Below are 12,913 nucleotides of genomic sequence, written 5' to 3' on the forward strand. Positions count from 1 at the left end.
CCCCAGCCCCTCCAGCGACTGAGCCACACCACCCAGCCCCTCCGGCGATTGAGGAGCGGGGGTTCGGGGGCTGGCCCCCGACCCGGGCCCGCAGGGTGCGGGGTCCTGTGGACCAGGGTCCGTCCTCAAACGCCGGACGGGCTGAAATTGCTCGGGCCACTCGTGGCACAGGGTCCGTCCTCAAACGCCGGACAGGCTGAGGACGCCCGGGGTGGCCGCAGAGACTGCTCGGGGCGCCCGGGGTGCGGGGTCCGTCCTCAAACGCCGGACGGGCTGAGGATGCCCCGGGCACCCGATGAGACTGCCCGGGGCACCCGGGGCACGGGGGCGGGCTCGGACGGTGGAGAGGCGGAGATGGCCCGGGCGGCCGAAGGGATCGCTCGGGTCGGCCGTCGTGCGGGGGCACGTGGGGCCGGTTCAGGCGGCCTCGGAGGGGAGGCCGTGCCGGACGGACGAGGGGTCAGGGCTCCCTCGTCAAGGTGCGGCACTGGGCCACATCCCCGGCCATCGCCACCAGCAGCGCATCCACCGAGTCGAACTTCCGCTGCCCCCGCACATACGCCAGAAACTCCACCGCCACGTGCAGCCCGTACAACTCCAGCCCCACCCGGTCGATGGCATACGCCTCCACCGTCCGCGCCACCCCGTCGAACTGCGGATTCGTCCCCACCGAGATCGCCGCCGGCATCCGCTCCCCGGCGGCCGTCAGCCACCCCGCGTACACCCCGTCCGCCGGGATCGCGGTGTGCGGCAGCGTCTCCACGTTCGCCGTCGGGAAGCCGAGTTCACGGCCGCGCTGAGCACCCCGTACCACCACGCCCTCGACTCGGTGCGGGCGGCCCAGGATCTCCGAGGCTCCCTCGACGTCGCCGTCGGCGACCAGCCGCCGGGTCAGCGTGGAGGAGAACGGCAGCCCGCCGCCCGCCTCGCCCGTCACGAACAGGTCGATGACCTCGACGTCGTAGTCGTAGGTCGCGCCCAGCTCGGCGAGGAGCTCCACGTTCCCGGCGGCCCGGTGGCCGAAGCGGAAGTTCGGGCCCTCCACCACCAGTCGGGCGTGGAGCTTGTCCACCAGGACCTTGACGATGAAGTCCGCCGGGGAGAGCTTCGAGAACTCCGGGGTGAACGGCAGGACCAGCACCGCGTCGACACCCAGCTCCGCCATCAGCTCCGCGCGCCGGTGGTGCGGCGCCAGCAGCGGCGGGTGGCTGCCGGGGCGCACGACCTCGCTGGGGTGCGGGTCGAAGGTGACGACGACCGACGGCACGGACAGCTCCCGGGCCCGCTCCACCGTCCGTCCGATGATCAGCTGGTGTCCGCGGTGCACCCCGTCGTAGGAGCCGATGGTGACGACGCTGCGCCCCCAGTCCTGGGGGATGTCCTCCAAGCCACGCCAGCGCTGCACTGTGACCGCTCCTCGCCCGAACCCTGTGTACTGGAATTACGCAGGTCTAAGACTGCCATGCCCGGGGCCGTCGGCTCGCACCGGTATCGGACCGGCCCGCGCCACGACGGCCCGGCGCAGGGCCGGACCGGTCAGTCCGGACCACTCCTGAGGGGCTCTGGCCAGCCATTGGGCGAGGAGTTCCGCGAACGCCGGTGCCTCCCCGGCCAGCCGGACAATCCGTCGCTGCCACCGCGCGGACCCCTCGGATGTGCGGGTGAGCAGCAGCGCGGTGCGGAGGACGAGTTCGCGGGTACGGGGCTCGGGGCGGGCCTCGCAGGTGTGGGCGGCGGCCTCCAGGTGGGCGCCGAGGGTGCCGTACTCGTCCTCGGGGCAGACGTCGAGGAGCACCCCGAGGAGTTCGTCCCGCAGCGGGTGGGAGGGCGGTGGCCCCGGCCCCACGAGCACCGGCGCGAGCGCCGGGCGCCCGCACGCGCCGTCAGGGGCCCGCAGTACGCCGGTGACCAGCGGGAGCAGGACGGCCCGGGCGGCCGGTCCCCGGTCCAGCCCCCGGTCCACGCAGGCGGCGGTGTGGGCGGCTCCGCCGGGGCGGCGGCCGGCGCGGGCGGCGTACGCGGCGACGAGGGCGGCAGCGCCCCGGGCGGGTGCGGGCGCGGTGGCCCCGGCGAGGGCCAGGAGCACCTCCCCCGCCCGGTCGTCCGCCGCCAGCCGGTCCCGGAAGGCTTCGAGCACCGGTCCGGGATGGGTGGCGAGGGCATCGGTGGACGCGCTCGCCACGAGCCCGGGCGCGGCGCGGGCGTGTGGCGCCAGGGCCGGGGCGGCGTCCCGGTAGCGGGGGCGCCGGGCGGGTCGTCCGCCGGGATCAGCCGGCGGAGCAGGTCGAGCCGGGCGGTCCCGGGAAGGCGCAGCCGCAGCCAGAAGGACGGGGCGAACTCTCCCGGGCCGCCGGTTGGAGCCGGGGTGGCGCCGGGGCCGTGGGGGTGGCGGGTGTGAGCGCGGGCAACGCGGTCGGCGAGGAGACGGAGCATGGGGAGGTACTCGGCGGGCTCGGGCACCCTGAGCAGGGTCTCGGAGAGCAGCCGCCCGGCCCACCAGGAGGTCTCCCCGGTGGCCTCCGGCCGCCCCACCGCGTCGATGAGGCTCTTGAGCGCCCGGGTCAGCGCGGCCGGTCCGTGGACCCGGTCCTGGAGCAGCAGCGCCTGGACGACGGGCCCGGTGCGGTGCCGTGGACGGGCAGCGGAGGCGGCGGCTCGGCCCGGGCGGAGCCCGGGGACGGCGGCACGTACCCCTCCACGGACACCCTCGCGGCCCTGGCGGGCAGCCCGTGGCGCCCCGGCCCCGGTTCCGCTCCGCCGGCTCCCGTGGCTCCCGGCGCCCGGGGGCGCGTCCCGCGGGCCGCGCCCGGCCCAAGGGCGGCGAGCGCTCCCGCCGGGAGCCCGGCGGGGGCGGAGCCGGGCGCACGGGCTCCGGGGCGGACGGCGGGCCCGTGAGCGTGCGGAGCGCCGCGCCGAGGGCGAGGTGAGCTCCCTGGAGCCAGTCGGCCACCTCCTCGTGGGCGAAGCGGTACCCGCCGCCCGCCGGGACGAGCAGGCCCTCCGTGAGGGTCACGGCGGCCCAGCCGGTGCGCCGGGGGAAGAGTTCCTCGAAGGACTCGCGGTCGAGTGCGCCATGGCCGTGGTCCGGACAGCGCCGGGCGGCCTCGTGGACCCGCCCGGCGACGCGGGCCGCCGGCCGGCGGACGGCCCGGCCCCCGCAGCGGGGGCCGGGAGACGGCCGCGACCCGCACCGCGATCCGGAGGCAGAGCAGATCCAGATGGGCGCCGAAGATCTCCGCCCGGGTGGGCCGCCCCGGCGGATCGCCGCCCAGCGCCCGGCACACCCGGGCACTGTCAGGGCCGTGCCGGGGGCGATGCGCCGCCCGGACGCTCACGGGGACGGGCCGGAGCCCCAGGTCCCGGGTGCGCACCAGGGCGAGCCCGGCGCCGGGTAGCGGGGTGATGGCGGCTGCATCGGCGAGCCAGGTCCGCCCGCCCGGGGCGTGCAGCACCAGCCGGGCCAGTCCGTCGACGCTCTCGTGGCCGGTGATGAGGGTGCCGTGCTGGTCGACGGCGAATCCGGTGCCGCGCGGCCGTCCGGCCAGATCGCAGATCCGCACCAGATCGCAGCCGGGTCTGAGCCTCGCCAGGTCCCCGCGTCCCATGGTTCCGACGGTAGGACGCGGCCGGCCGGCGGGTGAAGAACGCCCGGCGAACGCGCCCCCGGGGTGACCCCCGGTCGACTCCGAGCGCCGCCCGGGCGCGGGCGGCCGGGTGGGCCGTCCGCTCCCGGGCGGGACGCGGTGGGGCGAGGTCAGCCGAAGACGGCGAGGCTCTTGGCCTTGCCCTTCTGCTCCTCCACCAGTGCCAGGAAGCGGTCCCCGGGGCCGAAGACGGCGACCGGTGCCCGCTCGTGGGGCGGTATGTCCAGCCGTACGCCGTTGAGCAGCAGCTTGGCGCGCCGCTCGTCCACGTCCCAGCGGGGGAACGCGGCGGCAGCGGCCTCGGCGATGGGCATCACGGTCAGCTCCTCCTGGAGCTGGTCCAGCGTCCGCGCGGCGTCGATGCCGTAGGGGCCGACGCGGGTGCGGCGCAGGGCCGTGAGATGGCCGCCGACGCCGAGTCCGGCACCGAGGTCCCGGGCGAGGGCGCGGATGTACGTACCGGAGGAGCAGACCACCGAGACGACCAGGTCCAGGACCGGTGTGCCGTCCTCGGCCGCGGCCTCCCGCACGTCGTAGACGCGGAAGGAGGAGACGGTGACCGGACGGGCCGGGATCTCGAACTCCTCGCCGCCGCGCACGCGTGCGTACGACCGCTTGCCGTCGATCTTGATGGCGCTGACCTTGGACGGCACCTGCATGATCGGGCCGCTCAGCGCGGCCACCCCGGCGTCGATGCCCTCACGGGTGACACCGGAGGCGTCGGCGGACGAGATGATCTCGCCCTCGGCGTCATCGGTGACGGTGTTCTGCCCGAGCCGGATGGTGCCCAGGTACTCCTTCTCGGTGAGCGCGAGATGCCCGAGGAGCTTGGTGGCCCTCTCGACGCCCAGCACCAGGACTCCGGTGGCCATGGGGTCGAGCGTCCCCGCGTGTCCGACGCGGCGGGTTCTGGCGATCCCGCGCATCTTGGCGACGACGTCGTGCGAAGTGAAGCCCGACGGCTTGTCCACGATGACAAGTCCGTCGGGCGTGGTGGTCCGCTGTGTCATTCGGCGGCTTCGTCCTCGTCCTCCGGCTTGCGGTACGGGTCCGCCTCGCCGGCGTAGGTGGCGCCGGACGACGCCTCCCGCACCTTGGCGTCCGAGGACCGTGCCTTGTCCAGCAGGTTCTCGATCGTCTTGGCGTTCTCGGGGAGGGCGTCGGCGACAAAGGTCAGCGTCGGCGTGAACTTGGTGCCCGCGGCGGCACCGACCGCCGAGCGCAGTACGCCCTTGGCGCTCTGGAATCCCGCCGCGGCACTGGCACGGTCCTCGTCGTCGCCGTAGACCGTGTAGAAGACCGTGGCCTCCCGCAGATCGCCGGTGACCCGGGTGTCCGTGATGGTCACATGAGTGCCGAGCCGCGGGTCCTTGATGCCGCGCTGTAGCTTCTCGGCGACCACTTCCCTGATGAGGTCCGCCAGTTTCTTCGCCCGCGCGTTGTCGGCCACTGGTCCTTCTCCTTCTTACCTGCTTGCCTTGCCATCAGTCTTCGTCGCTGTGGAGCCTGCGTCGAACCGACAGCAGCTCCACCTCGGGCCGGCCGGCGACCAGGCGCTCACACCGGTCCAGCACATCTGTGAGGTGCCCGGTGTCACCCGAGACCACCGCGAGGCCGATCTCGGCCCTGCGGTGGAGATTCTGTCCGCCGGTCTCCGCCGCGCTCACCGCGAATTTCCGCTGGAGCTCGGCGACGATCGGACGGACCACGGAACGCTTCTCCTTCAGCGACCGTACGTCACCGAGAAGCAGATCGAAGGAGAGTGACCCCACATACATGGATGTATCCGGATGTCCCGCCGGTTCGGGTTCAGGGGTCCCCGCCGGTGTTCGCCGGGGACCCCTGAACCGTACACGGAGCGGCCGGGGCCGATCGACGGGTTAAATCCCCCGCCGACCGGCCCCGGCCGACCGTGCCGCGTCAGCCGTGCGATCAGCCGCGCGGCTTCTCGCGCATCTCGTACGTCGCGATGACGTCGTCGATCTTGATGTCGTTGAAGTTTCCGAGGTTGATACCGCCCTCGTAGCCTTCGCGGATCTCGGTGACATCGTCCTTGAAGCGGCGCAGACCCTCGATGTTGAGGCTCTCCGCGATGACCTTGCCATCGCGGATGAGACGGGCCTTGGTGTTCCGCTTGACCTCGCCGGAGCGGATGAGCACACCGGCGATGTTGCCCAGCTTGGACGAGCGGAAGACCTCGCGGATCTCCGCCGTGCCCAGCTCGACCTCTTCGTACTCCGGCTTGAGCATGCCCTTGAGGGCCGCCTCGATCTCCTCGATGGCCTGGTAGATCACCGAGTAGTACCGGACGTCGACACCCTCGCGCTCCGCCATCTGCGCGGCACGGCCGGCCGCGCGGACGTTGAAGCCGATGACGATGGCGTCGGAGCCCATGGCCAGGTCGATGTCCGACTCGGTGACCGCACCCACACCGCGGTGGAGGACGCGGATGTCGACCTCGTCGCCGACGTCGAGCTGGAGCAGCGAGGACTCGAGAGCCTCCACCGAACCGGACGCGTCGCCCTTGATGATGAGGTTGAGCTCCTGGACCAGTCCGGCCTTGAGCGCCTCGTCCAGGTTCTCCAGGGAGAACCGGACACCCTTGCGGGCGAAGTTGGCGTTGCGCTCACGGGCGGCCCGCTTCTCGGCGATCTGACGGGCCGTACGGTCCTCGTCGACCACCAGGAAGTTGTCGCCGGCGCCCGGGACATTGGTGAGACCGAGGACGAGGACCGGGGTCGAGGGACCCGCCTCGTCGACGTTCTCGCCCTTGTCGTCGAGCATGGCGCGGACTCGGCCGTAGGCGTCACCGGCGACCATCGTGTCGCCGACGCGGAGGGTACCGCGCTGGACGAGGACGGTGGCGACGGCGCCGCGACCGCGGTCGAGGTGGGCCTCGATCGCGATGCCCTGCGCGTCCTGCTCCGGGTTGGCCCGCAGGTCGAGCGAGGCGTCCGCGGTGAGGACCACGGCCTCCAGCAGGGAGTCGATGTGCAGACCCTGCTTGGCGGAGATGTCGACGAACATGGTGTCGCCGCCGTACTCCTCGGCGACCAGACCGAACTCGGTGAGCTGACCGCGCACCTTGACCGGGTCCGCGCCCTCGACGTCGATCTTGTTGACCGCGACCACGATCGGCACACCGGCCGCCTTGGCGTGGTTCAGCGCCTCGATCGTCTGCGGCATCACACCGTCGTTCGCCGCGACCACGAGGATCGCGATGTCGGTGGACTTCGCACCACGGGCACGCATGGCGGTGAACGCCTCGTGACCGGGGGTGTCGATGAAGGTGATCTTGCGGTGCTCGCCGTTGACCTCGGTGCCGACCTGGTACGCGCCGATGTGCTGCGTGATACCGCCGGCCTCGCCCGCGACGACGTTCGTCTTGCGGATCGCGTCCAGCAGCCGGGTCTTTCCGTGGTCGACGTGACCCATGACGGTGACGACCGGCGGACGGGACACGAGGAACTCCTCGCCGCCCTCGTCCTCGCCGAACTCGATGTCGAAGGACTCGAGCAGCTCGCGGTCCTCCTCCTCCGGGCTGACGATCTCGAGGATGAAGTTCATCTCGTCCGCGAGCAGCTTCAGCGTCTCGTCGGAGACGGACTGCGTGGCGGTGACCATCTCGCCGAGGTTCATCATCACGCCGACGAGCGACGCCGGGTTGGCGTTGATCTTCTCGGCGAAGTCGGTCAGCGAGGCACCGCGCGACAGGCGGACGGTCTGTCCGTTGCCGCGAGGCAGCATGACGCCGCCCACCGACGGGGCCTGCATGGCCTCGTACTCCTGGCGCCTCTGGCGCTTCGACTTGCGGCCACGGCGGGCGGGCCCGCCGGGACGGCCGAACGCGCCCTGTGTGCCACCACGGCCACCGGGACCACCGGGCCGGCCGGCGAAGCCGGGACGACCGCCGCCGAAGCCGCCGCCGCCACCGGGGCCACCGCCACCGGGACGACCGGCGAAACCGCCGCCGCCACCGGGACGGCCGCCGCCGCCACCGCCACCGGGACGACCGGCGAAACCGCCGCCGCCACCGGGACGGCCGGCACCGGCACCGCCGGGACGGCCCGCGCCCGCACCGGGACCGCGACCGCCGCCGCCACCGGGGCCGGGACGGGGGCCGGCAGCGGGACGCTGCGGCATCATGCCCGGGTTCGGGCGGTTGCCCGCGGGGCCGCCACCGGGACGGGGCGCCTGCGGACGGGGCATCGCGCCGGGAGTCGGACGGGCACCGCCCTGACCACCCTGCGGACGGGGCGCGCCACCGGGGCCGCCCTGCGGACGCGGGGCGCCGGGAGCACCGCCGCCGCCGGGACGCGGGGCGCCACCGGGACGGGGCGCCTGCGGACGCGCCATTCCGGTGGAGCCACCGGAGGTGAAGGGATTGTTGCCCGGACGGGGACCGGCCGGACGGTTGCCGCCGGGGCGGGGGCCGCCCTGGCCGGGCGCGGAACGCGCGGGGCGGTCGCCACCGCGGCCGCCGTCGCGCTGACCGCCGTCGCGCTGGCCGCCGTCACGCTGACCACCGGGGGCCGGACGCGCGGGGCGCGGGCCGGGGGTGGCGGCGGGACGGGCGGCCTGCGGCGCCTGCGGGGCCGCGGGCTGGGCCGGAGCCGGGGCGGAGAACTCCGCCTGGGGCACCGGGGCCGCGGGGCGGGCGGGGGCGGGCTTGGGACCCGGGCGGGGGCCCGGAGCCGGGGTGCTGCTCGCGGGGGCCTCCGCGGCGGCCGGCCTGGGGGCCGGAGCCGGGGCCGGTGCGCCGGGCTTGGGAGCACCCGGACGAGGCGCGGCCGGAGAGGGCGCGCCGGGGGTGGGGCCGCCCGGACGGGGGGCGGCGGGGGACGGCGCTGCCTTGCGGGGCGCGCCGGGCTTGGCGGGGGACTTGCCCGCGCCCGAGCCCTGCAGTGCGTCTGTCAGCTTGCGTACAACCGGCGCCTCGATCGTCGAGGAAGCCGAACGGACGAATTCACCGAGCTCTTGGAGCTTGGCCATGACGACCTTGCTCTCCACGCCGAACTCCTTGGCGAGTTCGTATACCCGGACCTTAGCCACTTCGCTCCTTTGAGGTCCGGGTTACCGCCGGACCGTCGCTACTTCATGGGCGTACTCATCGCGTACTCATCGAGTGCTCATCGCAATCTCGACCTACTTCCAACTCGCGAGGTACCTGACCGCACGGGGCTCCGTGCCGCACTTCTTCTTACAGAACCTGCTGCTTGGTCTGCTCCATCCGCCGCCGCAGAGCGGAGGTGTCAAGCGGTCCCCTGCCCCGGAAGGCCCTGGGGAATGCCCGGCGTCGTACAGCAAGATCGAGACAGACCAGCACGGGGTGTACATACGCACCCCGGCCGGGCAGCGTACCGCGATCGTCGGGGACGCAGTCGTCTCCAACGGCCACAATGCGCAGCAGATCGGTCTTGGCCGCTCGCTCCCGGCACCCCACACATGTGCGTTCAGGGCGTGGGCGGGCGGGCGTCCGGCCAGACACGATTAAGTCTACCTCCCCGTAGCGACCTCATCCCCGTGGGGCAAGAATCGAACGATCGTTGTCTCGTTCTCGGTGCCATGCCGCTGCTGTGGCAACGGCATCCTCGCCGGATTACTTCCCGGCCGCGCCGGAATTTCTCCGACCATGGCCGAAATCCGGCCATGGTCGGTGTGGTCGTCAGTCCCGGTCGGGAGCGGAGCCCTCGCTCTGCTCGGTGTCCGGGCGGATGTCGATGCGCCAGCCGGTGAGACGGGCGGCGAGGCGGGCGTTCTGGCCCTCCTTGCCGATCGCCAGCGAGAGCTGGTAGTCCGGCACGGTCACCCGGGCGGAGCGCGCCGCGAGGTCCACGACCTCGACCTTGCTCACCCGTGCCGGGGAGAGCGCGTTGGCGACCATGTCGGCCGGGTCGTCCGACCAGTCCACGATGTCGATCTTCTCGCCGTGCAGCTCGGCCATGACATTGCGGACCCGGCCGCCCATGGGACCGATGCACGCGCCCTTGGCGTTGAGCCCGGAGCGGGTGGAGCGGACCGCGATCTTGGTGCGGTGGCCGGCCTCGCGGGCGATGGCCGAGATCTCGACACTGCCGTCCGCGATCTCCGGGACCTCCAGCGCGAAGAGCTTCTTCACCAGATTGGGGTGGGTGCGCGAGAGCGTCACGGACGGACCGCGCACACCCCGGGCGACCCGCACCACATAGGTGCGCAGCCGCAGGCCGTGGGTGTACTCCTCGCCCGGGACCTGCTCCTGCACCGGCAGGATGGCCTCCAGCTTGTCGTCCAGCCTGACCAGGACGTTCTTGGGGTCCTTGCCCTGCTGGACCATGCCGGAGACCACATCGCCCTCGCGGCGGGCGTACTCGCCGAAGGTGACGTCGTTCTCGGCGTCGCGCAGGCGCTGCTGGATGACCTGGCGGGCGGTGGTGGCGGCGATCCGGCCGAAGTCCGACGGGGTGTCGTCGAACTCCTTGGGCTCCTGGCCCTCCTCCAGATCGGCGGCGTCCTCCTTGGCCCAGACGGTCACATGGCCGGTGTCGCGGCTCAGCACGACCCGCGCGTGGCGGCGGCTGCCGTCGGTGCGGTGGTACGCGATGAGGAGGGCCGACTCGATCGCCTCGACCAGCAGGTCGAAGGGGATCTCCTTCTCTTGTGCCAAGCCCTTCAGGAGCTTTACGTCGATGTCCACGGCTACGCCTCCTCTTCCTTCTTGTCCTTGCGGTTGAACTCGATCTCCACACGCGCCCGCTCGATCTCCGCGAAGGCGATGCGGCGGGCGGTGGGCTTGCGCCCCTTGACGCCGGGCACTTCCAGATCGAGCCCTTCACCGTCCGCGGTGAGGATGCGCGCGACCACTTCGCCGCCGTCCCCGAGGTGGAACCTCACCAGCCGTCCGACGGCACGCGCGTAGTGGCGGTGCTCGGTCAGGGGGCGCTCGGCGCCGGGGGAGCCGACTTCGAGGACGTACTCCTCCTCGCCCATGGCGTCGGTCTCGTCCAGCTTCTCGGAGATGGCCCGGCTCAGCTCGGCGCAGGCGTCCAGGGTGGCGCCCTCGTCGGAGTCCACGGTGATCCTGAGCTGACGGCGGCGTCCGGCGCGGGAGATCTCGATCTCATCCAGGTCCAGGTCCGCGGCGCTGACGAGCGGTTCCAGCAACGCGCGCAGCCTCTCGCTCTGGGTGGTGCTCATCCGGGTGACTCCTCGGCCGCGTGTGCTGTTGTGGGATCGTCGCGTGTCGAATCAAAGGGTATCCGGTCCCGGAGGGTGTTGCCGTCCACCTCCGGGGCCCCAGGGGTACGCTCGCCTGCGGCGATGATCACCGAGGGTCGAGGGAGACGTGCGTGGGGCACCCGGGGACGACACGCAGACGTGTGCTCATGGTGACGGGTGTGGTCGCGGCGGGCGCCCTCACGGGCTGCACGGAGGGCTCCCGGGGCGCGGGGTCCGCGGCGGAGGCCGAGCGGGTACGGGCCGCGGCGGCGGCGCGCCGGCGGGCGGCGGCGGCGAGCGGGGCGCTGCGCGACCGCTACGACGCCACGATCGCGCGCCACCCCGGGCTGGCCGCGCGGCTGACCGCGCTGCGGGCGTCGGTCGCCGAGCACATCACGGCGCTCGGCGGGGCGGGGACGGCCGGGGCGCAGGGGGCGGCGGGGCCCTCGGCGCGGGTGCCGGCCGAGGAGCCGCTCGCGCTCGCGGCGCTGGCGGACGCGGAGCGCCGCACCGCCGATGTGCACTCCTCGGCCCTGGAGACCGCCGATCCGGAGTTCGCCCGGCTGCTGGCGTCACTGGCGGCGGCGGGGGCCGCGCACGCCTATCTGCTGACGGAGGACGGTCCACGGTGAGCGGGACGGACGGGAAGAGGAAGGCGCGGGTCACCGCCGTGCAGGCGGCGCTGGCCGCGGAGCACGCGGCGGTGTACGGGTACGGGGTGGTCGGCGCCCGGGTCGGCGAGGAGCGCGCGGGCGAGGCGAGCGCCGCGCACGCGGCGCACCGGGCCCGGCGGGACGGGCTCGCGCGCGCCGTACGGGATCTGGGCGGTGAGCCCGTGCCGGCGGCTGCCGCCTACACGCTGCCGTTCCCGGTGCCCGACGGGCCCGCGGCGGTGCGGCTCGCCGCGTATCTGGAGGACCGGGTGGCGGGTGTCTACTCCGATCTGGTGCGCGCCGGGGAGGGCGGGCTGCGGCGGGAGGCCGCGGTGGCGCTGCGGGAAGCGGCGGTCCGGGCGGTCCGGTGGCGGGGCAGCGGCGTAGCCTTTCCGGGGCTCGCCGAGCGGGCGCGGCCGTGACAACTGCGGACAAGGGATAGGGAGCCACGCGCGCATGGGTTTTGAAGCGCCCCGGCGTCTGGTGCGGGCGCTCGGCGAGAGCGACCCGTGGCTCGGGCGGCTGCCCGGAATCGCCGAGGAGACGGTGGCCCGGCTCGGCCTGGAGGTGGAGCGGGTCCTGGCGCCGGGCGGCCGAAGCGGTCTGATCCTTCTGGTGCGGCGGGCCGACGGCACCCCGGCGGCGCTGAAGCTCGCCCCTCCGCAGGCCCTTCCGGCGCTGGAGCGGGCCGCCCTGGAGCACTGGGGCGGGTGGGGTTCGGTCGAGCCGCTGGCCATGGGGGACACGGGGGACGCGCTGCTGCTGGAGCGGCTGCACCCGGAGGTGTCGCTGCGGTCGCTGCCGGAGGCGAAGGCGCTGCTGGAGGCGGCGGGGATCGTGCGGCGGCTGTGGACTCCGCCGCCGGCGGGGCACGGGTTCGAGACGGTGGCGGAGCGGACGGACCGGCAGGCGCGGGGGCTGCGGGGGCTGGACGATCCGCTGGTGGCGGCGGCGCTGGAGCGGCGCGACGAGCTGGTGGCCGACGCGCCGGAGAGCCTTCTGCTGCACGGTGCCTTCCGCCAGGGGAAGGTGCTGGCGGCCGACCGCACCCCCTGGCTCGCGGTGGGCCCCGAGCCGGTGGTCGGCGAACGCGCCTACGACCTGGCCCGTCTGGTCCGCGACCGCGCGGAGGATCTGATCGCGGCCTCGTCCGGCCCGTCGGCGGCGCGCCGCAGGGTGCGGAGGCTGGCGGATTCGCTGGAGGTGGATGCGGAGAGGGTGCGGGGGTGGGGGTTGTTCAGGGCGGTGGAGTCGGGGATGCGGGGGGTGGCCGCGGGGAGGCTCCGCGAGGCGGAGCTGACCCTGGAATTCGCCTCCTGGCTCTGACCCGGGCCGGGGGCCCGGGCCCCGTCCTCAAACGCCGGACGGGCTGGGATTGCTCGGGCCACCCGTGACGAGAGGTCCGTCCTCAAACGCCGGACG

The 12,913-nt window shown here is 73.9% G+C and carries 12 protein-coding genes and 1 pseudogene; 3 read left to right on the forward strand and 10 right to left on the reverse strand.

The genetic code is table 11. The features are described from left to right. Window positions 1-460: 460 nt before the first annotated feature. From ABT122_RS06410 to rimP, 10 genes and pseudogenes are all read right to left on the reverse strand, one after another. Complete coding sequence (locus ABT122_RS06410; protein ID WP_351546256.1) at window positions 461-1,405, reverse strand: bifunctional riboflavin kinase/FAD synthetase; 945 nt, start codon at window positions 1,403-1,405, stop codon at window positions 461-463. A gap of 36 nt (window positions 1,406-1,441) precedes the next feature. Beyond that, complete coding sequence (locus ABT122_RS06415) at window positions 1,442-2,182, reverse strand: hypothetical protein (RefSeq protein WP_351546551.1); 741 nt, start codon at window positions 2,180-2,182, stop codon at window positions 1,442-1,444. Window positions 2,183-2,893: 711 nt separating this feature from the next. Further along, window positions 2,894-3,290: pseudogene (locus ABT122_RS06420) on the reverse strand (serine protease); the annotation flags it as partial. Between the two features lie 464 nt (window positions 3,291-3,754). Beyond that, window positions 3,755-4,654, reverse strand: a complete 900-nt coding sequence (gene truB, locus ABT122_RS06425) for a tRNA pseudouridine(55) synthase TruB (protein ID WP_351546259.1) — start codon at window positions 4,652-4,654, stop codon at window positions 3,755-3,757. Next, a complete protein-coding gene (gene rbfA, locus ABT122_RS06430; protein ID WP_351546262.1) occupies window positions 4,651-5,094 on the reverse strand; it encodes a 30S ribosome-binding factor RbfA in 444 nt (147 codons plus the stop codon). Before rbfA ends, truB begins: the two co-directional genes overlap by 4 nt. Before the next feature lie 34 nt (window positions 5,095-5,128). Continuing rightward, window positions 5,129-5,422, reverse strand: coding sequence for a DUF503 domain-containing protein (locus tag ABT122_RS06435; protein WP_351546265.1), 294 nt, complete (start codon window positions 5,420-5,422; stop codon window positions 5,129-5,131). Between the two features lie 154 nt (window positions 5,423-5,576). Then, the gene (gene infB / locus ABT122_RS06440; protein WP_351546268.1) at window positions 5,577-8,696 is read right to left on the reverse strand and encodes a translation initiation factor IF-2; all 3,120 of its coding nucleotides are present in this window, start codon (window positions 8,694-8,696) and stop codon (window positions 5,577-5,579) included. Window positions 8,697-8,844: 148 nt separating this feature from the next. After that, entirely contained in the window at window positions 8,845-9,132 is a 288-nt protein-coding gene (locus tag ABT122_RS06445) for a YlxR family protein (RefSeq protein WP_351546270.1), read from the reverse strand. A gap of 177 nt (window positions 9,133-9,309) precedes the next feature. Further along, complete coding sequence (gene nusA, locus ABT122_RS06450) at window positions 9,310-10,317, reverse strand: transcription termination factor NusA (RefSeq protein WP_351546272.1); 1,008 nt, start codon at window positions 10,315-10,317, stop codon at window positions 9,310-9,312. Between the two features lie 2 nt (window positions 10,318-10,319). Then, window positions 10,320-10,817, reverse strand: a complete 498-nt coding sequence (rimP, locus tag ABT122_RS06455; protein ID WP_351546275.1) for a ribosome maturation factor RimP — start codon at window positions 10,815-10,817, stop codon at window positions 10,320-10,322. A 188-nt stretch (window positions 10,818-11,005) separates the two neighbouring features. On the opposite strand from rimP, the gene ABT122_RS06460 reads away from it, so the two are divergent. The 3 genes from ABT122_RS06460 to ABT122_RS06470 are packed head-to-tail and all read left to right on the forward strand — an operon-like array spanning window position 11,006 to window position 12,817. After that, window positions 11,006-11,470, forward strand: a complete 465-nt coding sequence (locus ABT122_RS06460) for a hypothetical protein (protein ID WP_351546278.1) — start codon at window positions 11,006-11,008, stop codon at window positions 11,468-11,470. Continuing rightward, window positions 11,467-11,913, forward strand: coding sequence for a ferritin-like domain-containing protein (locus ABT122_RS06465; protein ID WP_351546280.1), 447 nt, complete (start codon window positions 11,467-11,469; stop codon window positions 11,911-11,913). Before ABT122_RS06460 ends, ABT122_RS06465 begins: the two co-directional genes overlap by 4 nt. 34 nt (window positions 11,914-11,947) lie before the next feature. Continuing rightward, window positions 11,948-12,817, forward strand: coding sequence for an aminoglycoside phosphotransferase family protein (locus tag ABT122_RS06470; RefSeq protein WP_351546282.1), 870 nt, complete (start codon window positions 11,948-11,950; stop codon window positions 12,815-12,817). Window positions 12,818-12,913 lie beyond the last annotated feature (96 nt).

This window comes from Streptomyces sp. NPDC001985, assembly GCF_040296845.1.
Taxonomy (GTDB): Bacteria; Actinomycetota; Actinomycetes; order Streptomycetales; family Streptomycetaceae; genus Streptomyces.